Here is a 23775-nt window from a genome sequence, read left to right as displayed (position 1 = left end):
CTCCCCCGCTAGTGCCAGTTTTTGTCATCTTCGGGGTGCTGCAGATCCCCGCGTGCCACAATGTCTTCCTGGCTTGGCTTCTTGCCGAGGCCGACCAGTGCAACCATGATGACGGATGCGATAAACGCAATACCGAGGCTAATAGCGGCGAGCAAAATGTCGCGCGTAGCCATGAGCACGATGAGACCGGCGAACACGGCAAGCACGCCAGCGAAGCCGACGAGTTCAAGCGGTCGCAGGCGATCCCGGCGTGACGGGGTCACAGGGTTCTGGGATGCGGGCTCGGGCGTCTGGGTCATCGTGTGCTTTCTACGTACTGCAGTGGGTGGGGTTAGGCCTGGGTGGCCGAAGCTGAGTTGTGAGTGCGCTTTGCGGCCGCGCGGCCGTTGTCAAAGGCTGAAATGCCGAGGAAGACCGCGGCGACAATTGCGTAGGTGCCGAGGAAGCCGAGGATCGCGACCTGGTCTTCTCGAACAAACAGAACAAGCATGGCGAGCAGCACACCGAGTGCGCCGAGCAGCGTCGCGTCTTGGCGAGTGCCGGGGCGAGTTGCCGCCCCGATGAACTCGAGCAGCGCACTCGCGAGGGCCCAAGCGGCAATGACGATGGCGAAGCCGATCGTGGTCGAAACGAACGCAAGCCCAATGGCAGCAGCGAGGCCAATGACGCCAAGCAGCAGAGGAACCGTGTTGCCTGCGGTGGCGCGAATCGAAACCCACTCGATGACGTGCGCGATACCAACGGCGCCCACTGCGACAGCAGCAACCAGCACGTCAAAGCCGAGTTGCTCGTGCAGTGTCGCGGAGAACGCGATGACAATGCCAACGACCGCCAGAACGCCCACCCGCACGAGGCGAACGGAGCGCGGGGGAAGTGGGGTCTGCGAAGGAGTGACAGTTGATGTCTCTGCTGCCATGGCTTCCCTTCCCTCAGACTGCAACTACTCTACCTTGCCGCGCTGTGGCTTAGCCCGTGAGGGCGCCATGCCCTGTGCCGGCTCCCGAACTTGGGGCCAGCACATCTCGGCTTGCGGGATGCGCCACAAGCTCAAACCCCTTGTGGCATATCGCGGAAGCGCGAGTAATGACCCTGGAAGGCCACGGTAACCGTGCCGGTTGGTCCGTTACGCTGCTTGGCCAGAATGAAGTCGGCTTCACCCGCGCGCGGGCTATCCCGATCCCCCACAGCCTCACGATGCAGCAGAATCACCATATCGGCGTCCTGCTCCAGCGAGCCCGATTCACGAAGGTCGCTGATCGCTGGCATCTTGTCGGCGCGCTGCTCTGAGGCACGGTTCAGCTGCGAGAGCGCGATCACCGGCACATCGAGCTCTTTCGAGAGCAGCTTCAGCGCACGCGAGAACTCGGAGACCTCTTGCTGACGACTCTCTGACTTCTTACCGCTGGAAAGCAGCTGCAGGTAGTCAATGACGACCATTCTGAGGCCGTGCTGCTGCTTGAGGCGTCGGCACTTGGCGCGGATCTCAACGAGTGTGAGGTTCGGGCTGTCATCAATGAAGAGCGGCGCCTCTGCGACACGGGCCTGTGTTGCAGCAAGCTTCTGAAAGTCACGGTTGTCGAGCGAGCCCTTACGCAGGGTCTGCATCGGGATGCTCGCCTCAGCCGCGAGCAAGCGCATCGCGATCTCGGCGCGCCCCATTTCGAGCGAGAAGAAGACGGTCGGCGCGTTGGCGTGCACCGAGGCGTTGCGGGCAACGTCCATCGCGAGCGTCGACTTACCCATTGCGGGTCGGGCCGCGATGATGATCATCTGGCCACCCGCAAAACCGTTGGTCATGGCGTCAAGCTCGCTGAAGCCGGTTGGCACGCCGAGCATGCCGCCCTCGGAGCTGTTCGCCTTGTTGATCTCTTCGAGCGCCGCATCGACGGCAAGGTGAAGGGGAACGTAGTCTTCGCCCTGCGCCTCACCGGTAACACCGTAGATCTCTGACTGTGCCACGTTGACAAGGTCGATCGCCTCGCCCTCGCCCGCGTAGCCCATCTGCACGATGCGGGTGCCCGCCTCGACGAGACGGCGAAGCAGCGCTTTCTCCGCAACGATCTCGGCGTAGAAGCTGGCGTTTGCGGCCGTTGGCACGATGCTGGTGACCGAGTGCAGGTACTCGGCTCCCCCGGCACGCTGCAATTCGCCGGTTTTGGTGAGCTCGTCGGTGACCGTAATGACGTCGGTCGGCTCGCCGCGGGAGTACAGCGCGAGAACGGCCTCGTAGATGACCTCGTGCTTTGGCACGTAGAAGTCAACGCCCTTCACCAGACCGGTGACGTCGGCGACCGCGTCCTTGGAAAGCAGCATGCCACCGAGCGCGCTCTGCTCAGCAAGCAGGTCGTAAGGGGGCATCCGCTCATGCCCTCGGTGTTGATCTTCAACGAAGGGATCCGGGATTCCCAAGTGTGCAATTGACACGCGGTCACTCCTCTTCAATGGACGCTGGATCTAAGGTCACGTCCAGTAGATACCAGACCCCAGACATTCACGGTATGGGCACCGTGGGGCAATGCAAAACGATGACTTTTTAGCTTGTGGATAACTATGTGTGTAACTCACTGCTTTGAGCCGGATGTTCTGCACAGGCCTGGGGACAACCTGTGGAGAACGGTAAACTTATGGCTATTTATTAATCGCTGATCAGGGTTTTAGAGTTTCCACAAAATGAAAGTTATTCAAGTCTCAGGTTGACCTTGAGGCTTCAGCGACACGCCAACATGTGGAGAACTTCTCGCTTTTTATTGTCTATGAGTGGGGCTTAGTCGCCCTCTCATTTACCTCGTGTTCACACTACTTTTGATCGACCACGAGGGTCGTTTTGGTCGAGAATTTGGATTCGTGCCGACGGCATTTCCGCCCAACCTGCATCTCAGCGCCGAGCCTGCGGTTAGCAACAGCCGGCTCGGCGGCGAACCGCAGGCTCGGCCGCGAAGTGCAGGCTCGGCCGCGAAGTGCAGGCTCGGCCGCGAAGTGCAGGCTCGGCCGCGAACCGCAAGCTCGGCACTGAAACGTAATCGGTAGCCGGGCGCCACCGAAACCAGCCGACCCGCCACCCAAACACCAACAGACAGCAAAACGGGGGCGCGATCCTCAATGGAATCGTCGCCCCCGTTTGGGCAGATTAAGCCGCGACTAGCGCTGCGAAATAACCTGAAGCGTTACAACCGCGTCAACACCGTCGTGCAGGTGCAGGGTTGCCTTGTACTCGCCGGTCGTCTTGATCGTCGGGAGGGTGACCTTGCGCTTGTCGATCTCACCGAGACCGGCAGCGGAAACAGCCGCAGCAACAGCAGCGGGCTTCACCGAACCGAAGAGACGTCCACCAGTGCCGGTCTTCACCTGCATGCGGATCTTGTTCTCCTGCAGCTTTGCCTTGAGCGCCTGAGCGTCCTCGACCGAAGCGAGCGCGCGAGCATCGCGTGCAGCACGGAGCTGTGCTACCTGAGCCTCGCCACCGCGGGTCCAGTGAATACCGAAGCCCTGGGGCACGAGGTAGTTGCGTGCGTAACCGGTCTTGACGTCAACAACGTCGCCGGCGGATCCGAGGCCCTGGACCTCGTGAGTAAGAATTACCTTAGCCATGTTTCTCTACTCCTCAGCGGCCAGAGCCGGCGTAGGGGAGGAGTGCCATCTCGCGGGCGTTCTTAACGGCCTTCGCGATCAGACGCTGCTCCTGGACGGACACACCGGTGATACGGCGGGCGCGGATCTTTCCACGCTCAGAGATGAACTTGCGCAGAGTTGCGACATCTTTGTAATCGATGACGCCGACGGTCTGCTTCTTAGCGGGTGCGACAACCTTTGCGTTCTTGCCGCGGCCCGGCTTGCGGGCTGCGCCGCTGGACTTGCCTGCCATTTTCTGGACTCTTTTCGTAATGCGTCCCGGCGGTGCCGGGAACATGAAGTTATTTAGAAGGGTTGCTCGTCGTCGAAGCCGCCACCGAAGTTGCCGCCGGCATCGCCCTGGCCTGAGTTGGCCCACGGGCTATCCTGCGGAGCTGCGGCGGGAGCTGCGGGCTGACCCCAGCTGCTCTGACCGGCAGGCTGTGCGCCACCGGCCCCACCGAAGCCACCAACCTGACCACGCGACTGGCCACGAGTGACCTGTGTTGTGGCGAAGCGGAGCGACGGCCCAATCTCTTCGACCTCAAGGTCGAGAGAGGTGCGCTGCTGCCCCTGGTTATCGGTGTAGCTGCGCTGGGTGAGACGACCCTGCACGATGACGCGAGTGCCCTTGGTGAGCGACGCGGCAATGTTGTCGGCATACTCACCGTATGCGCGGCAACCCAGCCACAACGCCTCGCCATCCGACCAGTCACCGGACTGGCGATCACGCACGCGCGGAGTCGAGGCGATACGGAACGTCACCCACGACTTACCGGCCTGCGACACGCGAGGCTCGGGGTCGGCAACAAGGTTACCGACAACAGTGATCAGCGGCTCGCCGGCCATGAGCTAAGCGCTCTGCTTCGCAGCAGCGCGAGCTGCCTTGGCCTGGTCACGCTTGGACTGAGCTGCACGCTGTGCGATCAGCTCGTCAGCGCGGAGCACCTTGGTGCGCAGCACTGCTTCAGACAGGCCCAGCTGACGATCGAGCTCAACCGTTGCTTCGTGCGAAGCGTCGAAGTTCACTACAACGTAGATGCCTTCGGTCTGCTTGTTGATCTCGTAAGCAAGACGGCGCTTGCCCCAGATATCGGTGCTCTTGATTTCGCCACCAGCTTTGGTGATAACACCGAGAAACTTCTCGATGCTGGGAGCGACGGTGCGCTCGTCGATACCGGGATCGAGGATCACCATGAGTTCATACGGATGCATTACTGACCCACCTCCTTCGGACTTCACGGCCACAGGATTTCTGTGGCAGGAGGGTGTTTTTGCATCGTGCCCACACGCTACGCAGATCGCGCGCTATGCAGACAACCTGTCCATACTAGCATCTCGTCGCTGAGGCTGCTCCTTGTGTTCCGTAACGAGCGCCCTAGCCCATCGTGTTGACGATGAGTCCGATGTGGGTGAAGAAGTTCAGTGCACCGAAGAGGAAGAACCCGAGGCCGGAAAGTCCCCACACGATCGCCATCACCCACTGCGTCTTTGTGAACGCTGCCCCGGTCTTAAATCCCCGACTGGCAAACGGAAATAGCAGCGCGCCCACGCCTACAAGCGCAAACAGCCCCGACATGAATGTGGCCTCAATCATTGGGTACTCAGCGAAGGCGCCGGAAATCGGCTCCTCGGGCGGCGCGGCGAAGAGCTGGAAAATAATGCCCGCAAACGCGATGGCAATGAGGCACAGACCCAGGCCGAACACGAGCAGCGAGAGGGGGCGGCTGACCTTGGCGAGATAGGCGGCAGGATCTCCGCTCTCCGTGATCGTGCGACTCCGCTTCCAGAGATAGAAGGCCGCAATGAGAAGGATCACACCAAACCCGAAACTGGGCTCGCCAAAAATGATGTTGTCGAACGGAAAGTACTTTGCGAATGGCCACGTGAGTGTCATGTGCATGCCAGTAATGAACAGGATGAGACCGGGGGCGGCAAAGGCCAGCGACCACGACTCAAGGTGAATGTCTTTTTGGGTGGCGAGCGCACGCCCAAAGTAGACCAGCGTAATGAGGCCGGCACCCGCGGCCAGCGCCATGATGGTGTTGTAAGTCGTCATTTGGGTCCAGTCGATGACCAGACCGCCCGCTTCAAGATGCAACATGGTGTGTTCCTTTCAGCTGCCGCGCCGGCGTTGGCAGGGCAGATCGCACATGTGTATACGCTCGTATACCCAACCTCGACTATACGCTTGTATACATTGAAGTTTCGCTACCTAGACTGGTGCCATGGAAAAAACGTTCGATGAGTTGCGGGGGAGTGCCTCGGTCGGCCGCGAAAAAATGGTTGCCGCTGCCGCCAGCCTGCTCATTGAGCAGGGCCCCGATTCAATTACCCATCGCAAGGTAGCCGAGGCCGCACACGTGCCCCTTGGTTCGGCCAACTACTTTTTTCCAACCAAAAAGCAGCTCTACGCATTTGCGGTGGAGGCTGCAGAGGCGATGCGACTCCAGTCAGCCCAGCAAATGGCCGACTCCCTCGCACCAGCGCCGAGAACCCCGGCCGAAACAGCCAAACTCCTCATTCAGACCTGGTACGCCCCACACGTCGGGCCCGACGTCGTTCGCGCTCGCCTGTACCCCATGATTGACGCCCTCCACGACCCCGAACTCGGCGCCGTCATGGGCAAGTCACGCCCCAAGCTGCTCGCCGTGCTCACCGAGGTACTCGAAAAGTGCGGCTTCGCAAATGCGAAAGACGCCGATCTCGTCGCGCTCGTGTTAGACGGTTCACTGCTCTACGACCGGCACTCCAGCGAGCCCGACACCCTCAAGATCGCTGAACGACAGGTCGCGCGACAGCTCGTTCTGATCACGGCCTCCGCCGTCACTCTGTCCGGCGTGTCAGCCGGTACCGGCACAAAGGCCGGTCAGGATCGCCCGTTTCCATCCGGCTGACGCGCCAGCACCGGCTGACAAGCTAGGTGGTGGGTATTACGGGCTGCAACAGCTGGAACGACTCCACGCGGTCGATGGGCTGGCGCTGGCCACCGACGTGCACGATGTCTTCGCCATCAACAGTGAGCTGAGTGCCGTGCGAGCGCAGCGCAGCGACCTTGCGATCAAACCACGGGGAAATGTCGTGGCGCTCGCGATCCTCGTCGCCAGCATCTGTTGGTTCAGGATCGGCCGCAGCCTCTTCAGAAACAATTGCCCAGAAGGGGATCCCGAGCCCCTGCGCGACAGCACGCCCCAGGCGGTGCGCGAGAACGTGGTCTGGGTGGCCATAGCCCCCGTCGTCGGCGTAGCTGACGATCGCGCCTGCTCCTGCGGTGTACGCGGCAGCTAAGAGGTCGTTCAACGCCTCAATCGCTGGCACCTGAGTCAGCGCATCGGGGCGCGCACTGGGGGAGGCGGTTGCGCGGCCGTCCGCGCCCCACTCCATGCCCGAGTCCTCGTAGATCGTTGGTGGGAGCTCATCGGCGCGCGCCGGGGGCACCCCCAAAAACACGTGGCGCTCCACACCGAGCATGGCGAGCGCCGCGGCGAGCTCAGCCTGGCGGTGCGGCGCAAGACCGTCAGTGCCCTGTAGCTGCGCGAATGGCCCAGGGGTCACCTCACCCTGCTCACCACGCGTGAGCGTGACCAGCAGCGGCTCCTGGCCCGCCTCAGTGAGGCCCGCGAGCGTGCCTCCGGTTGTAATCGTCTCGTCGTCGGGGTGCGCGTGCACAAACATCACGCGCGGCACACCGTGAAACCAGGCTCGAGGATCCTGCGCCATTAGTTGTCTCCCTGCTCTGCAAACCAGGCACGCAGCCGCTCTTCGGCGGCCTCCTCGCCAATCGGACCCTCATCAAGACGCACCTCAAGCAGGTACTTGTAGGCGCGGCCGACCAGTGGCCCCGGCGGAATCTGCAGCAGTTCCATAATCTGTGCACCGTCGAGCTCTGGCCGCACTGCCGCGAGTTCTTCGGCTTCAGAAAGCTCCGCGATCCTCTGCTCGATGTCGTCGTAGGCATGCTCAAGGCGCTCAGCCTTGCGCTTGTTGCGCGTGGTCACGTCAGCGCGCGTCAAGATGTGCAGCTGCTCGAGCTCGCCACCCGCGTCGCGCACGTAGCGGCGCACGGCCGAGTCGCTCCACTGCTGGTCGCTGTATCCGAAAAACCGCAGGTGCAACTCAATGAGCCGCGCGACCCGCTTGACCGCGTCGTTGTCGAAGCGCAGTTCGCGCAGCCGTTTCTTCGCGAGCTTGGCTCCCACGACGTCGTGGTGGTGGAAGGTCACGCCGCCGGCCTCGAAGCGCCTGGTCGCGGGTTTGCCAATGTCGTGCAGCAGCGCGGCAAGCCGCAGCACGATGTCGGCCTCCGTCGTTTCGGGATCGCGGCGCACAAGCTCCATCTCGATCGCCTGGCGCAGCACGGTCAGGCTGTGCTCGTACACGTCTTTGTGGCGACCGTGGTCGTCTTGTGTGGTGAGCAGTTCGGTGAGCTCGGGCAAAAAGCGGTCGGCGAGCCCGGTGTCAACGAGCAACCGGATGCCGGGCACGGGGTCGTCGGTACTGAGCAGCTTCACGAACTCGTCGCGGATCCGCTCGGCCGAAATGATGTCGAGCCGCTCGGCAAACTCGACCATGGCGCCCTGCGTGTCGGGTGCCACCTCAAAACCAAGCTGCACGGCAAAGCGCGCCGCGCGCATCATGCGCAGCGGGTCATCGGTGAACGAGGTGGCGGGGGATCCGGGCGTGCGGATCGTCCCGGCCAGCAGATCCTCAACTCCACCTGACACATCAACAAGTTTGAGCTCGGGGAGCATGAGCGCGAGCGCGTTGATCGTGAAATCACGACGCACCAGATCACCCTCAATTGTGTCGCCGTAACTGACCTCGGGTTTCCGCGAGTCGTCGCGATAGATTTCTGCGCGATAGGTGGTGATCTCGACAGTTTCGCCGTGAACCTTCGCTGCAATCGTGCCGAAGTCGCGGCCGACGTCCCACACATTTTTGGTGATTCCCTTGAGGATCGCCGCCGTTTCGTCGGGTCGCGCCGAGGTCGTGAAGTCGAGGTCCGTGACCGCCCTGCCGAGCAGCGCGTCTCGAACAGGCCCGCCGACGAGCGCAAACTCGTGCCCCTGCTCGCTAAACGCCGCAGCGAGCGTAGCGACAGCCTTGGAACTGGCAATGGTGCGGAGTGCGTCCATCGATTCGGCGAGAGAAAGCATCTCTCAAGCGTACTCAAACCTTCATGTCAGAGGCACTCCATAGACTGTCGCCATGCCTCTTTTGACCCGCCCCCGAGTTTCGCGTGGGCCGATCCGCACTCGCGATGCCTGGCGTGCTGTCGCAGCGGCGTCTCTTTCCGTGTTGCTTGTTGCGAGTGGCGTGTCTGCAGCGGAGGCGAACGGACCCGTTGTGTCAGAAACCACGTCGACTGAAACAAAAGGGGCGAAAACGCTGCCCGAACTGGTTGTGTCACCACCCGCACCCCTGCTCGACGAGCTAGCGACGAACTACGACTTCAGTGTGCTCGTTCGCAACCCGGGTGAGGATGCCCTTCCAGCCGGAACCCTGACACTCTCACTCGATACCGAACGAGTCGAGTCGACAAAAGAGCTCAGCGACACCTTTCGTGAGCCCGGGGTTGTGCTCAAGACCAGCAAGCTGAACCAGATCGATGGCAAGAGCGAACGCGCGGTGACGGTTTCGGTGCCTCGGGCAGATCTGCTCCTCGGTGCGAGCTCGGCGCCGGGTGTCTATCGGGTTCGCGCTGTCTTTACGCCCGAAACTGACCCCAATGCTCCGAAACCAACAACCGTGGCTCCGACGGTTCCGAGTCCAACGACACCGGACGCGGCAGACGAGACCGCGGCCGATATCTCGGGTGACACTCCTGTCGTTTGGCGGGGGAGCGGCGGATCCTCCGTGAAGCTCAGCTTTATCGTGCCTCTGGTGCTGCCCTCAAACATTCACACCATGCCGAACCCAGATCAGCTCGGTGAGGTCGTGCCGAAGCTCGACGAGCTGCTCACGGTAGCAATATCCGAGCAGGCGACACTGGCCATTGATCCTCGCATTATCGCCGGAATTCGTGCCTACGGTGACGAGAGCCCCAAAGCGGCGCGCGACTTTCTCAAGCGCCTCGAATCCACGTCGCTCACCACGTTCCTCCTGCAGTTCGCTGACGCCGACCCGGCTGCGCAATCGGCCGTTGGCCTGAAGGAACTCCTCGAACCGACAAGCCTCGACTTTGTCACTCGATTTGGCACCTTTTCAGGTTCGGCTGACCCGGAGGTCCCGGTCGACCAGAGGGAAAAAGCGCCCACAACTGATGCCACACCAAGTCCAACCGACGGCGCCAACAACAACGGCGAGGCAACAGATGGAAATGCGACGGGCGGTTCAGGATCGGCACCAACGCTCAAGCAACTGATGGCGTGGCCAGAGGGCACATCAATGGCCTGGCCCGCCGAGGGTGAAGCAGACTCGAGCACCCTTGCTCTACTGGAAGCAAGTGATATCTCGACCGTCGTGCTCGACTCGGGTAACGTCACGCTGAAGGGCGGCCCCCAGGCTAGCCTCGGCAACACCTCCGCTCTCGTCACAGATGCGGGCTTGGCGACGGCCGCTCGCGACGCGCTCACGGCGCGCACCGAAACCGAGCGCTCGGCCGGCGTGGCAAGCGCGGCAGCCCAACTCGCTCTCGCTGCGCAGACCGACTCTCAGGGCCTCGTGCTCGGCCTCGATCGCGGGGCAGTGGCAGAGGCAGACGATCCCACCTCACTGATCAAAGAGTTGGCAGCCCTCGCCTGGGTCACCGCAACACCACAAACAGCACAGGCAAAGGGGACGGCGTCTCTCAAGGCAGCCGGCACCCCCGAGGATCGCCAAGAGCTACTGCGAGCCGCCGTGAACAGAGAGCCGTCAGTTGACGAGTTCTCGGCGATCCTCGTTAACCCTGAGTACCTCACCGGCTACCAGCGAACTCGTCTGCTCGATCTCTTCGCCACTCGTTACGCCGACAAAGACGCCGACTTTGAGAAGGTCGCTCGGAACTATCGAAAGCGCGACGCCGAGCTGATGCAGGGTGTGCGCACGATCAACACACAAAATACCCAGCTCGTCGGCACCTCGACCCGGGTCCCAGTGCAGCTGAGAAACTCATTGCCCTTTGACGCGACAGTATCGGTCGACGTGGTTCCCGCCTCAGCGGCACTTTCCGTGACGGAATCGCACTTTTCAGAGGTGGCCGTGGCCGCCGAGGGAACGAGCCGCGTCTTGGTGCCCGTCCGCAGTCGCGTGTCTTCGGGAGAGTCCGGGCTGGTTGTGAATGTCACCGATAACTCCGGTGATCTGACGGTCCACACCACCACACTCTCCATTTCGATCAGCAGCGTGGTCGAAACGATCGCACTCTGGACGCTCGGTGTACTCGCGGCACTGCTCCTCGGCTTTGGCATCTGGCGCAGTGTTCGCAGACGCCAAGCAACGACCAAAGTCACAGCGCCGCGGGAATAGCGCGCACCTAGGATGGGTTGTACACCACTGAGCGGTTACGCACCGCAATCACACCGCCCCGCGCAAGGAGTCTTATGAACCAGATCATCATTATTGGATCCGGCCCGGCAGGGTTTACCGCTGCTATCTATGCGGCTCGCGCCGGTCTTAAGCCTCTGATGTTCGCAAGCGCCATCGGTATCGGCGGCGAACTGATGAACACGACCGACGTCGAAAACTTCCCTGGCTTCCCCGAGGGTATCCAGGGGCCCGATCTCATGCAGAAGATGCAGGAGCAGGCAGAGCGATTTGGCACCGAGGTCGTTTACGACGACGTCACTGAGCTGGATGTTTCCGGCGAGGTGAAGCGCGTCACCGCCAGTGACGGCACGGTCCATGAGGCCCACGCCATCATCTACGCAACGGGATCCGCCTACCGCAAGCTTGGCCTCGAAGATGAAGAGCGCCTCTCCGGCCACGGCGTCTCATGGTGCGCGACCTGCGACGGGTTCTTCTTCCGCGAGAAGACCATCGCCGTTGTCGGCGGCGGAGACTCAGCGATGGAAGAGGCAACGTTCCTGACCCGCTTCGCTGACAAGGTGTACGTCATCCACCGCCGCGACGAGCTGAAGGCCTCGAAGATCATGCAGCAGCGTGCCTTCGACAACCCGAAGATCGAGTTCATCTGGAACTCGGGTGTCAGCGCGATTCACGGTGAAACCGAGGTGACCGGGCTCACTCTGCAGAGCACCGTTGACGGCTCGGAGCGTGAACTTGCGATCGAGGGCCTCTTCATCGCGATCGGCAACGATCCTCGCACTCACCTGGTGCATGGCAAGCTCGACCTGACCGACGAGGGAACAATCGCCGTTGACGGTCGCAGCTCACGCACGTCGGTCGCCGGAGTCTTTGCGGCGGGCGACGTGATCGACCCTCACTACCGGCAGGCCATCACCGCGGCCGGCTCAGGAACCGCAGCCGCACTCGACGCCGAACACTACATCGCGGCGCTTGAGCAGAAGCAAAACGCTGTTCCCGCCACGGTTTAGTCCAGAACATTTTTGAGCAAAGGAATCATCATGAGTGAAGCCATCATCGTCGACGAGAACTCATTCGACGCCGCAGTTTTGAAGAGCGAAGTTCCCGTGCTGGTCGATTTCTGGGCTGAATGGTGTGGCCCGTGCCGCGCCGTCGCTCCGATTCTCGATCAGATCGCGGCCGAAAACGAGGGCAAGATCATCATCGCGAAGTTGAACGTTGATGAGAACCCGAATCTCGCGGCCCAGTACCGCATCACCTCCATCCCCGCGATGAAGGTGTTCAAGAACGGCGAGGAGATCCGCGAGATCATCGGCGCAATGCCGAAGCCCATGATTGTGGAGCACCTCAACGGGATTATCTAGTCTGAGTCGCACTGCGGCGGGCGGTCACTTCGGTGGCCGCCCGCCGTTTTTTGTTGGCGATTTTTCAGCGATTCTCCTTCGAAGTTGCCACGCGGTGGCTTGCACCCGGACGCGGGCTTAGCAGGGAACCCCGGCTCGTCGCCGCTTCGCGACGCCGCGCCAACCCTGATGCGCCCGCTTCCCCAGGTGCAAGCCACCGCTTTCGTTCTATGAAAGATCGGTAGAACTAACTCGTAAAAAGGTGCGATGCTTCACGAATGATCTGGGCCATAACTTGACCGTCACCTGGGCGGCTGCAGCCCCGCTTCATTAGACTGCAACGTAATGCTCGGCTTCTGGCTTGCCCGTACAGCTCGCAAGCAGGGATTGCTCACCGAGGCTGCGAGAGCCGTGATCGACTGGAGCTTTTCACCAGCGGGGGCCGCGCTTGGGCGGATCGAGTGGCGCGCTGTAGTTGGAAATGTTGCTTCGGCTCGGGCAGCACAAGCCCTCGGATTTCATTACGAGGGCATCCTTCGGCTAGGAATCGCCCACCCGGACACGCGCCAAGACTGCTGGATAGCGGGGATCCTCGCCTCTGATGACCGAGCCGCTCGCTCTTGGCCCGCGTTCGACAACTAACCTCGCCGAGGCTGCATTTCACTGCTGAACCTGTGGTTCAGAACTGCAGGCTCGACGGTGAGACGCAGGCTCGGCGGTGGTGCGCAAGCTCGGCGCTAAGCAGCAGTCTCGGCGAGCGCCGCGAGGCGATCGATCGACGCCCGCAACGAATCTGCCGTTGTCGCTCGCGCACGTACCATGCGCTTTTCGTCAGTGAGTGCGGTCCAGTCGTAGGTGTGACGCACGATTGTGCTGCCATCACCCCTCGGTTCAAGCTCCCAGCGCCACAGGTGGCCGGGTGGTGTCTCCCCAACGGGGGAGGGCAACCAGGCGATGCGACGACCTTCATCAAATTCGACGACGTGGTTCTCTCGCAATTGATCCTTGGTGATCCGCATCACAAACACGTCGCCAGTTTTGTGCACCCGCTGCCCGGGCGCCGCCTCGGCAAGGTTGTCATTGCCGTCCCAACGCGGCTGCTGTGATGGATCAGCGATCAGCTCGAAGATAACCTCGGGCTGGGCCGCGATAATGCGCTCGGCAGAAACAACTCGTGCTTGTTCAGTCATGAGGCCAAGTCAAACACACGCAGGCGAAAGGCTCCACAATTTCAGCAGGCGAGGTGGATCGGCGAAGGCGGTGCGGCGATGAGCGCATCGGGGTTGGCGTGGCGCGAAGCGACACGGCGGGGGACCCCGTTTAAGCGAACGGCGTATCGCCTTCGCCGATCCACCGGAACCTAACTAAACCCCGGATCATCCAACTCTGCGAGAATCCGCTTCAGGTCTGCGATCGTCGCGAAATCGATGATGATCTGACCCTTTTTCGCCCCAAGCTTCACTGCGACGCGGGTATCAAAGCGATCACCCAGACGCTCAGCGATCTCGCCGAGCTGCGACTGCACCCCACCGGCTCGCGGCTTCGGCAGCTTGCGCTTGGGGGTCTCACCCGCGACCGCCTCTGCGGCACGAACGGAGAGTCCCTCGTTGACAATCTTGTCGGCGAGGCGCTGCATTGAGTCAGAGTCACCATCGAGCGACAGGATCGCGCGCGCGTGTCCGGCAGTCAGCACTCCAGCGGCGACCCGACTCTGCACCGTCTCGGGCAGCTTCAGCAGGCGAATGGTGTTCGAAATCTGCGGGCGCGAGCGACCGATTCGGGTTGCGAGCTGCTCTTGTGTGATCCCGAAGTCTGCGAGCAACTGCTGGTAGGCCGATGCTTCTTCGAGCGGGTTGAGCTGCGCGCGGTGCAGGTTCTCGAGCAGTGCGTCGCGCAGCATGTGCTCGTCGGCGGTGCTGCGAACGATCGCGGGGATCGTTTCGAGGCCTGCCCGCTTCGAGGCGCGCAGACGGCGCTCACCCATGATCAGCTCATAGCGGGGGCCGTCCGCGGCGGGAGTGTCAATCTCGCGCACCACGATCGGCTGGAACACACCGAACTCGCGCACACTGTGGGTCAGCTCTTCAAGAGCCTCTTCATCGAACTCAGTACGCGGCTGCGCACTGTTGGGCACGATGTCAGCAACGTCGAGACGGGTAAGTCGAGCACCCGGAACCTCACGGAGCTCTGCCTCCGCGGCTTCAGCCGCGTCCAAAATTTCCTCGGCCTCGGCTGCGACCTTTGCAGCAGCACCGTTCGAGGGGAAGAACACATCCACAGGACGCTCTTCTCCGTTTGATGGCGCTTGGGGGATCAGCGCGCCGATGCCACGGCCGAGTCCGCCTCGTTTTTTGGTCGCCATCGCTATGCCCTCTCGTTGTTCGCGGCGTCTGCCTGTTCTTTTCCACTTGCGCCACGATCGGCCATCTCGGCCGCCGCCTCCAAGTACGCCAGCGCACCAATGGAAGCACCGTCATACGCGTGCACCGTCTGGCCGTAGCTGGGTGCCTCAGAAATTCGAACGGATCGCGGAACCACGGCGTTCAGCACCTCGTTTGGAAAGTGAGATCGCACTTCGCCAGCAACCTCTTGGGCGAGGTTGGTGCGCGCGTCGTACATGGTGAGCAGAATCGTGGAGACCTGCAGGCCAGGGTTGAGATGCTTCTGGATCAACTGGATGTTGCCAAGCAACTGACTCAGACCCTCAAGCGCGTAGTACTCACACTGGATCGGGATCAGCACCTCGTTTGCCGCAACAAACGCGTTAACCGTCAGCAGCCCCAGTGAGGGAGGGCAATCAATGAACACGTAGTGGTACGTGCGCTCTGACTCACGCAGGAAAGTTTCGAGGGCCGTGCGCAGGCGCTGCTCACGCGCAACAAGCGAAACGAGTTCAATCTCGGCTCCGGCCAGGTTGATCGTTGAGGGTACGCAGTGGAGGTTCTCGTTGTCGGTCGAGACCTGAAGCGCATCCTGCAGACTGTTGTCGCCGAGCAGCACATCGTAGATGCTGGTCACCTCGGGTCGGTGCTGCACACCGAGCGCGGTCGACGCGTTGCCCTGCGGGTCAAGGTCAATCACGAGAACGTTCGCACCGCGGCGCGCGAGGGCCGAAGCGAGGTTTACGGTGGTGGTCGTTTTACCCACGCCACCCTTTTGGTTCGAGACCGTAATGACCCGCGTTGTCTCGGGCAGGGGTGATCGTGTTTCCGCGAGTCTGCGGCGTCGCCGAATCTTGTCGACGAGGTGGTCGCCGACGAGCGAATTCTCCACTTCAGCCATGGGTACCAAGCCTAGCCCGAAATACGCGTGTTGTTTCGGTCAGCTGACCCTCACCGAGCTCTTCGACCGAAATATCTTGCAGGCGATACTTCTTGAGCACTTTCTGGGCCGCCTCAATTTCGTCGTGGATCGCGGCCCCCTTCAAGAACAACATCTCTCCGCCGTCGCGCAGCAGGGGAGCGGTCAGCGGAACGAGTTTGCGCAGCGCGGTTACGGCACGAGCTGTGACCTGGTCCACCTCGAAGGCACCATGAAACTCCTCGGCGCGGCCCCGGCGAACCTCAACGTTGGTCAGTTCAAGTCCTTCGATTTGTTCGTTCAGCCAGGCGCAGCGGCGCTCCATAGGCTCAATCAGCAAAAACTCTGCATCGGGTCGAATGATCCCGAGCACCAGCCCGGGCATCCCACCACCGGTGCCGATGTCGGCCACGCGTCCACCGCTTCGAATGAGCGGCGCAAGCACAGCGCTGTTCAGTATGTGACGAGTCCACAGACGCGGAAGTTCGAGGGGCCCGATGAGCCCGAGTTCTTCACCGCGGGCAGCGAGATCCGCAGTGAACGCTCGCAGTACGTCAACACGATCACCGGCAAGCTCCGCGGTTACCGAAGGTTCCGTCTCGATCATTGCTCTCCGATTCCGCGGCTCAAATAACTACACGTCAACCCGCACGATCCCGACTGCTCGTTTCACGTGAAACAGCCCTGACCAGTTGGTGACCTATGGACGCTTGATGATGAGGCGGCGATCCCGCCCCTCACCCTTGGACTCGGAGAAGTAACCACGCTCGGCAACCTCGTCGTGCACAAGCTTGCGCTCATATGACGACATCGGCTCGAGTGCGACCTGCTCACGACCGGCGGCAATCTGCGCGATTGCAGCGTCGACCATTTTCTTGAGCTCGAGTTCACGAGCGCTGCGGGATCCGCCAACATCCACGATCAAACGTGAGAAACGGCCCGTCTTTGCCTGAACGGCGAGACGCGTCAGATCTTGCAGTGCCTGGACGGCACTTGAGCTGGCTAGGCGATCGAGGCTCTCGTCACCGCCGGTGACGGAGACATAGGCGCGACCGTTTGCAACATCGATGTCGATGTCACCGTCAAGATCCGCGATATCGAGAAGACCCTCGATGTAATCAGCCGCCAGATCACCATCGGCCTCAAGCTCTGCAAGGCTGAGTTCCTCAGTGGGACGATCACTCTCCGTTTGCTCGGTAGTCACGCTTACTTGCCCTTCTTCTTTGCGCGCTTGGCGCTCACTGGCTGTTGACGCTGGCCCTGCTGGCCAGTCTCGCGCGCCTGGCGCGCGTCTTCAACAGCTGCCTCTTCTTCCGTCAGCTTACCCTTGGCGCGGAGTCGTGCCTGACGCGCGCGCCAAGCCTCACTGCCGGGTGTCGGCATGTTACGAATCACGATGAACTGCTGACCCATGGTCCACAGGTTCGAGGTAAACCAGTAAATGTTCAGGGCGAGGGGGAAGGTCACACCCGAGAACAGGAATGCGAAGGGGATGATGTAAAGCAGGATGCGCTGCTGGCGGTACATCGGGGAGTTCTTGGTCTCGTCGGATACGTTCTTCGACATGATCTGCAGCTGCGTGAAGAACTGCGAGGCAATCATGAGGATCATGATGAGGCCGAGCATGACAACGATGGTCCAGTTGCCCTGCTCCCAACCCTGGGTGAAGGTCATCTTGAGCGGCGCACCAAACAGGTCCGCCTGGTTGAAGCTCGCGGTGAGCTTCTCGTTCATGAAGCCAATGCCGGGGGTGTTCTCCGCGGCGTGACGCAGCACGTAGAACAGCGAGAAGAAGATGGGCATCTGGATCAGGATCGGCAGGCACGAGGAGAACGGGTTGGTGCCGTGCTTCTTGTACAGAGCCATAGTCTCGCGGCTCATGGCCTCACGCGAGAACTGATCCTTCTTACCCTTGTACTTGTCCTGCACCTTTTTCATCTCGGGCGCAAGATCCATCATGCGTCGCTGCGAGCGAATCTGGCGAACGGTGATCGGGATCAGTGCCGAACGCACGACAACCACCAGACCGATGATGGACAGCAGCCAGGTAAGTCCGCCGGCGGGATCCATTCCGAACCAGGTAAAGACCTGGTGCCAGACCGCAAGCACGAGCTCAACGAGCCAACGCAGCGGCCAGAGTATTGTCTCGAAGAAATCCACCGGTTTAGGCCTTTCGCTGGGTGGGACGGACAAAACCGCGTGAGCTAATCACGAGGTAGCGTCGAAGCCCGGGCTTAACATCGTCGATGCCGCCCGAACTAAAGGGGTTACACCGCAGCAGCCGCCAGGTGGTCAAGACCACTCCGACGACAAAACCGCGCTGTTGGTATGCCTCAAGAGCGTACCGGGAACAGGATGGATAATACCTGCACACTTCACCGTAGAGGGGAGAAACGACTCTACGGTACGCGTGCATGAAGGCAATCGCAAGATTGCGGGGGAGAAGCCAAATTTCAAGCAGTGCCGATTTCATTGAGCATCGGCCTCCCTGCGAAACCTGCTCAGCGCACGATTGGCTTCACCCTCAAGTTCAGTGAAGGTTGCTGAAGCACTCGCGGGCAACATCCGAAAGACGATATCGACACCAGAAAGCCCATCGTTGATCTGGCGCTGAGCGATTAACTTGAGGCGACGCCGAACGAGGTTTCGAGTCACCGCGTTACCAACGGCTTTAGAAACGATGAAGCCGAAGCGCGCTGGATCTTCTGGAGTACGAAAAACCGCGTGGGTTATGCCTAAGGCACCGCCCACGCGGCGACCAGAACGCACGATGCGTCGATAGTCGTCACCCCGGGTGATTCGATGTTGCCGAGCAGGCATAATCGGCCCGGGTCGGGAATTAAGCTGTGAGCTTCGAGCGGCCCTTGCCGCGACGTGCGGCGACAATGGCGCGACCCGCGCGGGTGCGCATGCGGGCACGGAAACCGTGCACCTTTGCGCGACGACGGTTGTTGGGCTGGAACGTACGCTTGCTCATGAAAAGACTCCGTGACTTATGGAACAGCTCCCCGCAGCTCTGTGGCAACGAGAAAGTCGGATGTGGGGCGACGCGCTGGCACAAAAACACCAGGCTTGCAGCCCATACAAGGTAGTAAGTCTACGCGGAAAGGGGAATCACGTCAAAGTGCGGCGGAAAATTGTCATTTGATAGTGCGATTTCGCCTCAAAGCTTGCCTGTGGACAAATCTGTAGCTAGCGTTGGCCCAGATGCCTTGGGCTGCACGGAATTGACATAATTACGCGATTTTTTCTGGCCCGACCTGTGGATAAACTTGGGTACAACATCGTTCAATTTCTATTTTTGCAGACGACCGGGGAATCAGCGTGACCGAGCACGAAATTCAAGAAGTTTGGGCCAGGGTGACCCAGGCGGTCATGAGTGACCCCGCAGTCGGCCCCGCAGTCGGCGCGCAGTTGGCACTCGCGGTGCCGAGGGCCTTGCGGCCGGAACACTGTACCTCGCCGTTCAACTTGAATTCACGCTCAAGCTTCTCGAGAATCGACTTCGCCCCGCCATCATGGCCGCCGTCGCTCAGATTCCAGAAGCTGAGATGATCCAGAACTTCATCGTCATCGTTGATGAGGAAGCGCATCCGAGCCTCGATCCTGAGCCGCGCGACGAAGATGTTGCCGATTTCGGGATGAAGGTCGATACCCCTCGTCCGGTTGACGAACCTCGCCGGCGTCATGGCGCGGAGGAACAGCCGCTCGATAGTCGCCTGAACGAGAAGTACCGTTTCGACAGTTTTGTGATTGGCCAGTCAAACCGATTCGCCCACGCCGCAGCGGTCGCGGTTGCGGAGGCACCGGCCCGTGCTTACAACCCGCTCTTCATCTACGGTGATTCCGGGCTCGGCAAAACTCACCTGCTCCACGCCATCGGACACTACGCGCGAGAACTCTTCCCCGATGTTCGTGTTCGCTATGTCAGCTCGGAAGACTTCACCAACGACTTCATCAACTCGATTGCGAATAACCAGGGTGCGGCATTTCACGCTCGGTATCGCAGTGTCGACATCTTGCTCGTCGACGACATCCAGTTTCTCGAGGACAAGGTCGAAACACAGGAAGCCTTCTTCCACACCTTCAACACACTCCACGATCACAACAAACAGGTGGTCATCACGAGTGATGTCCAGCCGAAGCAGCTGCGCGGTTTCGAGGAGCGCATGCTTTCTCGCTTCGAATGGGGCCTTCTGACGGATATTCAGGTTCCCGACCTTGAAACGAGGATCGCGATCCTGCGCAAAAAGGCGCAGCGCGAGAATCTCGAGATCGACACAAGCATCCTCGAATTTATTGCGAGCAAGTTCTCGTCAAACATTCGCGAGCTCGAGGGCACCCTCATACGCGTGACCGCCTATGCGAGCCTGAATCAGCAACCGATTGACATGCCGCTCGTGCAGACGGTGCTCAAGGATCTGATCACACTCGATGCAGACAACGAAGTTCAGCCGACCGATATCATCAACCGCACGGCCGAGTACTTCGAACTTTCGATCGATGAACTGTACGGCCCGTCCCGTGCACAGCAGATCGCAACTGCTCGTCAGATTGCGATGTACCTGTGCCGTGAACTCACCCCCTCTCGCTCCCGAAAATCGGGCAGCTGTTTGGCGGTAGGGATCACACAACCGTGATGTACGCGCACAAAAAGATCACTCAGCTCATCGCGGAACGCCGCTCAATTTATAACCAGGTCACAGAGCTGACGACCCACATCAAACAGGGTTCGCGGTAGCTTTGTTTTCCACACCCCACAGGTTCCTGTGGATAACTCGGGATAACTCGCCCAAATCTGTGGACTAAATGGATCACCTTGTGGATGACAACCTTTCACGGAGGATCGGCATGATCCAGCGGATCTCCGGTCATCCACTCCACCCCCACATCTCACATTGTTGTAGTTCTCTAGAAACGATTGGGATCGAGCGAGTTATCCACAGTATCCACAAGTGTTAACACTGTTAACACTTCTCTTCTCTTTAAAGGGGCAATCGATCACGCACTCCGGACGGGTCGAAGTCTGGAATCGACAAGTTTTGTGAACTGCGGATGCTACGAGCCTCCGAGTATGCAAAGATTGTGAGGCAGTCCCCGATGTTTCACCCGAAAGGAAGCCACATGCGATTCACCGTCAATCGTGACGTGTTTAGCGAGTCGGTTTCGTTTGCGGTGAAGCTTCTTCCGCAGCGTCCAACACAACCACTCTTGAGTGGCGCGCTTATCGAAGCCGAAGGCGATCAACTGACGATCTCCTCCTTCGACTATGAAGTTTCGGCTCGAACCACGATTACCGCTGAGGTTTCCGAGCCCGGCCGCGCCCTGGTATCCGGGCGTTTGCTCAGCGAGATTGCTTCGCGTTTGCCCCACTCTGACGTTGAGGTTTCACTTCTCGAGAGTCGAGTCGAAGTTCGTTGTGGATCCGCGACGTTTAGTTTGCCCGCCATGCCGGCCGAGGAGTACCCACAGGTTCCTCGCGTTGACTCCGTTTCAGGCTCGGTTCCGGCCGAGGAGTTTGCCGATGCCATTGCTCAGGTTTCGCTTGCGGCATCCAAAGACGATGTAACACCCGTTATCACCGGCGTCCAGTTCGAGGTGAGTGAAAACTCACTGACTCTGACGGCAACTGACCGTTATCGTGTGGCTACTCGCAGCATCGACTGGGAGAGCCAGGGGGCGCAAGAGACGCTCACCGCTCTGGTACCCTCAAAGATCGTTACCGAGGTTGGCAAGACGTTCGCCAATGACGGCCAGGTTCAGGTCTCCATCGTGAAGGATGGAGAGCGCGAGCTTATTGCGTTTACCGGTGCCTCAAAGACGGTTACGTCGCTGCTCATCAAGGGAAATTATCCTCCCGTTGGTCGGCTGTTCCCGACGGACATTGACAACTATGCAGTCATGAACACGGCCGAGCTTGTTGAGGCTGTTGGGCGTGTGGGTCTGGTTCTCGAGAGGGAAGCAGCGTTGCGATTCTCTTTTGTCGAGGGAACCGTCACGCTTGAGGCTGCGGGAACAGAAGCCGCTCAGGCAGTAGAAACCGTCGATGTTCATCTCGTCGGCGAAGAGATGGTTGTGTCCCTGAAGCCGCAGTTCCTGCTCGATGGACTAAGATCAACACACTCCGAGTTTGCGCGGATCGCATTCACGCGTACGGATACTCCTGGCAAGCCCGGACCCGTGTTGATTACCAGCCAAAGCAGCAAGGAGGAAGCCGATGAAGAGAGCTTCCGTTATCTGCTGCAGCCTAACTTGCTGTTGCGCTAGGAATCGCGATGCGAGTCTCGCATCTATCACTGAGTGATTTTCGCAATTACCGCGCGGCAGAGCTGGAACTGAAGTCCGGCCCAAATCTTCTGCTTGGCCGGAACGGCCAGGGCAAGACCAACCTAGTCGAGGCCATCGCCTACTTTGCTACGGTGAGGTCTCACCGTGTGAGCAGCGATGCTCCTCTCATTCGTTCGGGTGCGGATGCTGCGATCATGCGAATGCGCATCGAAGCTGTTAATAGAGAAGTCGTTCTCGAGATGCAGCTGAACCGGGAGGGGCCGAATCGCGCTCAGATCAACCGCAACGCAGCGAGGGCACGAGAGGTAACCCGGTGGTTTGCGGCGGTAGTTTTTGCTCCAGAAGACCTTACGATCGTTCGTGGAGAACCATCAGGACGTCGTCGCTTCCTTGATGATGCGCTCGTGGCGCGTTTTCCAGTGGCAGCTGGCGCCCTTGGTGACTATGAAAGAGTGGTTCGCCAGCGCACTTCTCTGCTGAAATCAGCGCGTAGGGGTTCGAGTTCCAGTGCAATCGAGTCCACCCTCGGTATTTGGGATGAGCAGCTCGTGGAGTACGGGACCCAAATCATGCTTGCGCGAAGGGAATTGATCCGCGATCTTGGTGAGCCATTGCGCTCGGGATACCAGGCTCTTGTTGATCAGGATCATGCACCCCGACTCTCTCTCAATGAATCTGTGGCGCAAGTGCGGGTCGATGATTCGACTGTTTCACGTGAAACAGTCGATGTAGAGCAGCTCGCCAGCGTTTCACGTGAAACACTTGCCACCGAGTTTCATGAGGCCCTGCGTCTTGTTCGATCAAAGGAGCTCGAACGTGGCGTTACTCTGGTGGGTCCACACCGCGATGACCTGGTTCTTTCCCTCAACCAACTTCCGGTGAAGGGCTACGCGAGCCACGGAGAATCCTGGTCTTTTGCGCTTTCCCTGAAGATGGCCCTCGCCTCAATACTGCGAGAAGAATCATCCGCGGGGGATCCCGTAATTATTCTGGATGACGTGTTTGCGGAGCTTGATCTGCGTAGAAGGCAGAGTCTGATGACGGCGGTTCAGGGGTATGAGCAGGTCATTGTGACCGCTGCTGTCGAAGATGACGTGCCCGATAACGTCCCCTGGCATCGCGTAAGGATCAAGGCAGGAACAATCGTCGAAGAGGAAACACAGTGACCGCCTCAAACCGATCGGAGTTTTTGGCATCGGCCTATTTGCACGCCAAATCTGTCTGGCGCGGAAAGCCAGTGCGTCGGCGCAAGGTGAGATCCGGTGAGACCGAGGGGGAGGGGACCCCATTTGGTTTTGGGCGGGATCCGAAGGCTCTCGTCGATGTGCTCAGTACCATGGCTACCGATATGGGCTGGAGTGCAGAGCTTGATCAGGCTCGAGTTATCGAAGAGTGGGCTGAGTTCGCCGGAGAATCCACCGCTGAACACACCACGGTCATTGGGATTAGCAACGGCGTTTTGCAGGTGCAGTGTGACTCGACCACGTGGGCGACCGAGCTGCGGCGCCTTCGTGGAGAAATGCTGACGCGTCTGCTTAAGGAATACCCAGACGCCGAAATTCGCGACCTGCGATTCATGGCGCCCGGGGCACCCAGCTGGAGGCACGGACCTCGAACGGTTCAGGGCCGCGGTCCACGCGACACCTACGGGTAGTTTGACGTTTGTGGCGCCGACGAAAAGTTCGGGCGCAAGAATTCGAGGCTACAAATTCGCAATTCTCGAGCATTACGGAGCTGGAAGAGCGCGACACAAGCTGTTGGGGGATGA

27 protein-coding genes and 1 pseudogene are annotated in these 23775 nt (G+C 60.2%); 9 read left to right on the top strand and 19 right to left on the bottom strand.

Annotation, left to right across the window (positions count from 1 at the left end):
• Window positions 1–8: 8 nt before the first annotated feature.
• The 8 genes from G7068_RS09445 to G7068_RS09410 all read right to left on the bottom strand — a co-directional run bounded on the left by G7068_RS09445 (window position 9) and on the right by G7068_RS09410 (window position 5713).
• Window positions 9–299: an ABC transporter ATP-binding protein gene (locus tag G7068_RS09445; protein WP_166291464.1), complete on the bottom strand. Its 291-nt coding sequence runs from the start codon at window positions 297–299 to the stop codon at window positions 9–11.
• A 32-nt stretch (window positions 300–331) separates the two neighbouring features.
• A complete protein-coding gene (locus tag G7068_RS09440) occupies window positions 332–916 on the bottom strand; it encodes a hypothetical protein (RefSeq protein WP_166291462.1) in 585 nt (194 codons plus the stop codon).
• A 131-nt stretch (window positions 917–1047) separates the two neighbouring features.
• On the bottom strand, window positions 1048–2424 hold the full coding sequence (dnaB, locus tag G7068_RS09435; protein WP_166291460.1) for a replicative DNA helicase: 1377 nt from the start codon (window positions 2422–2424) through the stop codon (window positions 1048–1050).
• Between the two features lie 714 nt (window positions 2425–3138).
• Complete coding sequence (rplI, locus tag G7068_RS09430; RefSeq protein ID WP_166291457.1) at window positions 3139–3588, bottom strand: 50S ribosomal protein L9; 450 nt, start codon at window positions 3586–3588, stop codon at window positions 3139–3141.
• Between the two features lie 13 nt (window positions 3589–3601).
• A complete protein-coding gene (rpsR, locus tag G7068_RS09425) occupies window positions 3602–3862 on the bottom strand; it encodes a 30S ribosomal protein S18 (RefSeq protein ID WP_087015192.1) in 261 nt (86 codons plus the stop codon).
• 53 nt (window positions 3863–3915) lie between these two features.
• The gene (gene ssb / locus G7068_RS09420) at window positions 3916–4458 is read right to left on the bottom strand and encodes a single-stranded DNA-binding protein (protein ID WP_166291455.1); all 543 of its coding nucleotides are present in this window, start codon (window positions 4456–4458) and stop codon (window positions 3916–3918) included.
• A gap of 3 nt (window positions 4459–4461) precedes the next feature.
• Window positions 4462–4824, bottom strand: a complete 363-nt coding sequence (gene rpsF, locus G7068_RS09415; protein ID WP_166291453.1) for a 30S ribosomal protein S6 — start codon at window positions 4822–4824, stop codon at window positions 4462–4464.
• Window positions 4825–4987: 163 nt separating this feature from the next.
• Window positions 4988–5713, bottom strand: coding sequence for a DUF981 domain-containing protein (locus G7068_RS09410; protein WP_244304420.1), 726 nt, complete (start codon window positions 5711–5713; stop codon window positions 4988–4990).
• A gap of 124 nt (window positions 5714–5837) precedes the next feature.
• On the opposite strand from G7068_RS09410, the gene G7068_RS09405 reads away from it, so the two are divergent.
• Window positions 5838–6506 (top strand): TetR/AcrR family transcriptional regulator, encoded by a 669-nt coding sequence (locus tag G7068_RS09405; protein ID WP_166291451.1) that lies wholly within the window; start codon window positions 5838–5840, stop codon window positions 6504–6506.
• A gap of 22 nt (window positions 6507–6528) precedes the next feature.
• Here G7068_RS09405 and G7068_RS09400 read toward each other — a convergent pair whose 3' ends face one another.
• Window positions 6529–7329 (bottom strand): PIG-L family deacetylase, encoded by an 801-nt coding sequence (locus G7068_RS09400; RefSeq protein ID WP_166291448.1) that lies wholly within the window; start codon window positions 7327–7329, stop codon window positions 6529–6531.
• Window positions 7329–8765: a CCA tRNA nucleotidyltransferase gene (locus tag G7068_RS09395; RefSeq protein ID WP_166291446.1), complete on the bottom strand. Its 1437-nt coding sequence runs from the start codon at window positions 8763–8765 to the stop codon at window positions 7329–7331. The genes G7068_RS09400 and G7068_RS09395 overlap by 1 nt, the downstream gene beginning before the upstream one ends.
• Window positions 8766–8817: 52 nt before the next feature.
• On the opposite strand from G7068_RS09395, the gene G7068_RS09390 reads away from it, so the two are divergent.
• The 4 genes from G7068_RS09390 (at window position 8818) to G7068_RS09375 (ending at window position 13061) form a co-directional block, all read left to right on the top strand.
• Window positions 8818–11058 carry a DUF6049 family protein gene (locus G7068_RS09390; protein ID WP_166291443.1) on the top strand — a complete coding sequence of 747 codons (2241 nt, stop codon included), beginning with the start codon at window positions 8818–8820 and terminating at the stop codon, window positions 11056–11058.
• Between the two features lie 74 nt (window positions 11059–11132).
• A complete protein-coding gene (gene trxB / locus G7068_RS09385; RefSeq protein WP_166291441.1) occupies window positions 11133–12086 on the top strand; it encodes a thioredoxin-disulfide reductase in 954 nt (317 codons plus the stop codon).
• A gap of 30 nt (window positions 12087–12116) precedes the next feature.
• Window positions 12117–12440, top strand: coding sequence for a thioredoxin (gene trxA, locus G7068_RS09380; protein ID WP_166291438.1), 324 nt, complete (start codon window positions 12117–12119; stop codon window positions 12438–12440).
• A 285-nt stretch (window positions 12441–12725) separates the two neighbouring features.
• Complete coding sequence (locus G7068_RS09375) at window positions 12726–13061, top strand: GNAT family N-acetyltransferase (protein WP_280116218.1); 336 nt, start codon at window positions 12726–12728, stop codon at window positions 13059–13061.
• A gap of 95 nt (window positions 13062–13156) precedes the next feature.
• On the opposite strand, the gene G7068_RS09370 is transcribed toward G7068_RS09375, so the two are convergent.
• The 9 genes from G7068_RS09370 to rpmH form a co-directional block, all read right to left on the bottom strand.
• Window positions 13157–13609: an SRPBCC family protein gene (locus G7068_RS09370; protein ID WP_166291434.1), complete on the bottom strand. Its 453-nt coding sequence runs from the start codon at window positions 13607–13609 to the stop codon at window positions 13157–13159.
• Between the two features lie 170 nt (window positions 13610–13779).
• Window positions 13780–14781, bottom strand: coding sequence for a ParB/RepB/Spo0J family partition protein (locus G7068_RS09365; protein ID WP_166291432.1), 1002 nt, complete (start codon window positions 14779–14781; stop codon window positions 13780–13782).
• Window positions 14782–14783: 2 nt separating this feature from the next.
• Entirely contained in the window at window positions 14784–15701 is a 918-nt protein-coding gene (locus G7068_RS09360) for a ParA family protein (protein WP_166291430.1), read from the bottom strand.
• Window positions 15694–16326: a 16S rRNA (guanine(527)-N(7))-methyltransferase RsmG gene (gene rsmG, locus G7068_RS09355; protein ID WP_166291428.1), complete on the bottom strand. Its 633-nt coding sequence runs from the start codon at window positions 16324–16326 to the stop codon at window positions 15694–15696. The genes G7068_RS09360 and rsmG overlap by 8 nt, the downstream gene beginning before the upstream one ends.
• Window positions 16327–16419: 93 nt before the next feature.
• The gene (locus G7068_RS09350; protein ID WP_166291425.1) at window positions 16420–16923 is read right to left on the bottom strand and encodes a Jag family protein; all 504 of its coding nucleotides are present in this window, start codon (window positions 16921–16923) and stop codon (window positions 16420–16422) included.
• Between the two features lie 2 nt (window positions 16924–16925).
• On the bottom strand, window positions 16926–17879 hold the full coding sequence (yidC, locus tag G7068_RS09345; RefSeq protein WP_166291423.1) for a membrane protein insertase YidC: 954 nt from the start codon (window positions 17877–17879) through the stop codon (window positions 16926–16928).
• A 4-nt stretch (window positions 17880–17883) separates the two neighbouring features.
• On the bottom strand, window positions 17884–18192 hold the full coding sequence (gene yidD / locus G7068_RS09340; RefSeq protein WP_166291420.1) for a membrane protein insertion efficiency factor YidD: 309 nt from the start codon (window positions 18190–18192) through the stop codon (window positions 17884–17886).
• Window positions 18189–18539: a ribonuclease P protein component gene (rnpA, locus tag G7068_RS09335; protein ID WP_166291418.1), complete on the bottom strand. Its 351-nt coding sequence runs from the start codon at window positions 18537–18539 to the stop codon at window positions 18189–18191. The genes yidD and rnpA overlap by 4 nt, the downstream gene beginning before the upstream one ends.
• A 19-nt stretch (window positions 18540–18558) precedes the next feature.
• A complete protein-coding gene (rpmH, locus tag G7068_RS09330) occupies window positions 18559–18696 on the bottom strand; it encodes a 50S ribosomal protein L34 (RefSeq protein WP_010155609.1) in 138 nt (45 codons plus the stop codon).
• Between the two features lie 347 nt (window positions 18697–19043).
• Between rpmH and dnaA the strand changes: the two are divergent.
• From dnaA to G7068_RS09310, 4 genes and pseudogenes are all read left to right on the top strand, one after another.
• A pseudogene (dnaA, locus tag G7068_RS09325) lies at window positions 19044–20460 on the top strand (chromosomal replication initiator protein DnaA).
• 383 nt (window positions 20461–20843) lie between these two features.
• Window positions 20844–21986: a DNA polymerase III subunit beta gene (dnaN, locus tag G7068_RS09320; RefSeq protein ID WP_166291416.1), complete on the top strand. Its 1143-nt coding sequence runs from the start codon at window positions 20844–20846 to the stop codon at window positions 21984–21986.
• Window positions 21987–21994: 8 nt separating this feature from the next.
• A complete protein-coding gene (recF, locus tag G7068_RS09315) occupies window positions 21995–23173 on the top strand; it encodes a DNA replication/repair protein RecF (RefSeq protein ID WP_166291414.1) in 1179 nt (392 codons plus the stop codon).
• Window positions 23170–23661, top strand: a complete 492-nt coding sequence (locus tag G7068_RS09310; protein ID WP_166291412.1) for a DciA family protein — start codon at window positions 23170–23172, stop codon at window positions 23659–23661. Before recF ends, G7068_RS09310 begins: the two co-directional genes overlap by 4 nt.
• Window positions 23662–23775: the final 114 nt, after the last annotated feature.

The organism is Leucobacter viscericola, assembly GCF_011299575.1.
Lineage (GTDB): Bacteria > Actinomycetota > Actinomycetes > Actinomycetales > Microbacteriaceae > Leucobacter > Leucobacter viscericola.
Note: the sequence above shows the minus strand (reverse complement) of the source record. Positions and strands in the feature narration are given on the sequence as shown.

Bases quoted from the DNA above. Each gene is read 5' to 3' on its own strand.
- G7068_RS09370 (WP_166291434.1), bottom strand. From the start codon at position 13,609: ATGACTGAACAAGCACGAGTTGTTTCTGCCGAGCGCATTATCGCGGCC.
- rplI (WP_166291457.1), bottom strand. From the start codon at position 3,588: ATGGCTAAGGTAATTCTTACTCACGAGGTCCAGGGCCTCGGATCCGCC.
- rpsF (WP_166291453.1), bottom strand. From the start codon at position 4,824: ATGCATCCGTATGAACTCATGGTGATCCTCGATCCCGGTATCGACGAG.
- G7068_RS09440 (WP_166291462.1), bottom strand. From the start codon at position 916: ATGGCAGCAGAGACATCAACTGTCACTCCTTCGCAGACCCCACTTCCC.
- trxA (WP_166291438.1), top strand. From the start codon at position 12,117: ATGAGTGAAGCCATCATCGTCGACGAGAACTCATTCGACGCCGCAGTT.
- G7068_RS09405 (WP_166291451.1), top strand. From the start codon at position 5,838: ATGGAAAAAACGTTCGATGAGTTGCGGGGGAGTGCCTCGGTCGGCCGC.
- recF (WP_166291414.1), top strand. From the start codon at position 21,995: ATGCGAGTCTCGCATCTATCACTGAGTGATTTTCGCAATTACCGCGCG.
- G7068_RS09365 (WP_166291432.1), bottom strand. From the start codon at position 14,781: ATGGCGACCAAAAAACGAGGCGGACTCGGCCGTGGCATCGGCGCGCTG.
- rnpA (WP_166291418.1), bottom strand. From the start codon at position 18,539: ATGCCTGCTCGGCAACATCGAATCACCCGGGGTGACGACTATCGACGC.
- rsmG (WP_166291428.1), bottom strand. From the start codon at position 16,326: ATGATCGAGACGGAACCTTCGGTAACCGCGGAGCTTGCCGGTGATCGT.
- trxB (WP_166291441.1), top strand. From the start codon at position 11,133: ATGAACCAGATCATCATTATTGGATCCGGCCCGGCAGGGTTTACCGCT.
- G7068_RS09390 (WP_166291443.1), top strand. From the start codon at position 8,818: ATGCCTCTTTTGACCCGCCCCCGAGTTTCGCGTGGGCCGATCCGCACT.
- dnaN (WP_166291416.1), top strand. From the start codon at position 20,844: ATGCGATTCACCGTCAATCGTGACGTGTTTAGCGAGTCGGTTTCGTTT.
- rpsR (WP_087015192.1), bottom strand. From the start codon at position 3,862: ATGGCAGGCAAGTCCAGCGGCGCAGCCCGCAAGCCGGGCCGCGGCAAG.
- G7068_RS09410 (WP_244304420.1), bottom strand. From the start codon at position 5,713: ATGTTGCATCTTGAAGCGGGCGGTCTGGTCATCGACTGGACCCAAATG.
- G7068_RS09445 (WP_166291464.1), bottom strand. From the start codon at position 299: ATGACCCAGACGCCCGAGCCCGCATCCCAGAACCCTGTGACCCCGTCA.
- rpmH (WP_010155609.1), bottom strand. From the start codon at position 18,696: ATGAGCAAGCGTACGTTCCAGCCCAACAACCGTCGTCGCGCAAAGGTG.
- G7068_RS09360 (WP_166291430.1), bottom strand. From the start codon at position 15,701: ATGGCTGAAGTGGAGAATTCGCTCGTCGGCGACCACCTCGTCGACAAG.
- G7068_RS09395 (WP_166291446.1), bottom strand. From the start codon at position 8,765: ATGCTTTCTCTCGCCGAATCGATGGACGCACTCCGCACCATTGCCAGT.
- yidD (WP_166291420.1), bottom strand. From the start codon at position 18,192: ATGAAATCGGCACTGCTTGAAATTTGGCTTCTCCCCCGCAATCTTGCG.
- ssb (WP_166291455.1), bottom strand. From the start codon at position 4,458: ATGGCCGGCGAGCCGCTGATCACTGTTGTCGGTAACCTTGTTGCCGAC.
- G7068_RS09400 (WP_166291448.1), bottom strand. From the start codon at position 7,329: ATGGCGCAGGATCCTCGAGCCTGGTTTCACGGTGTGCCGCGCGTGATG.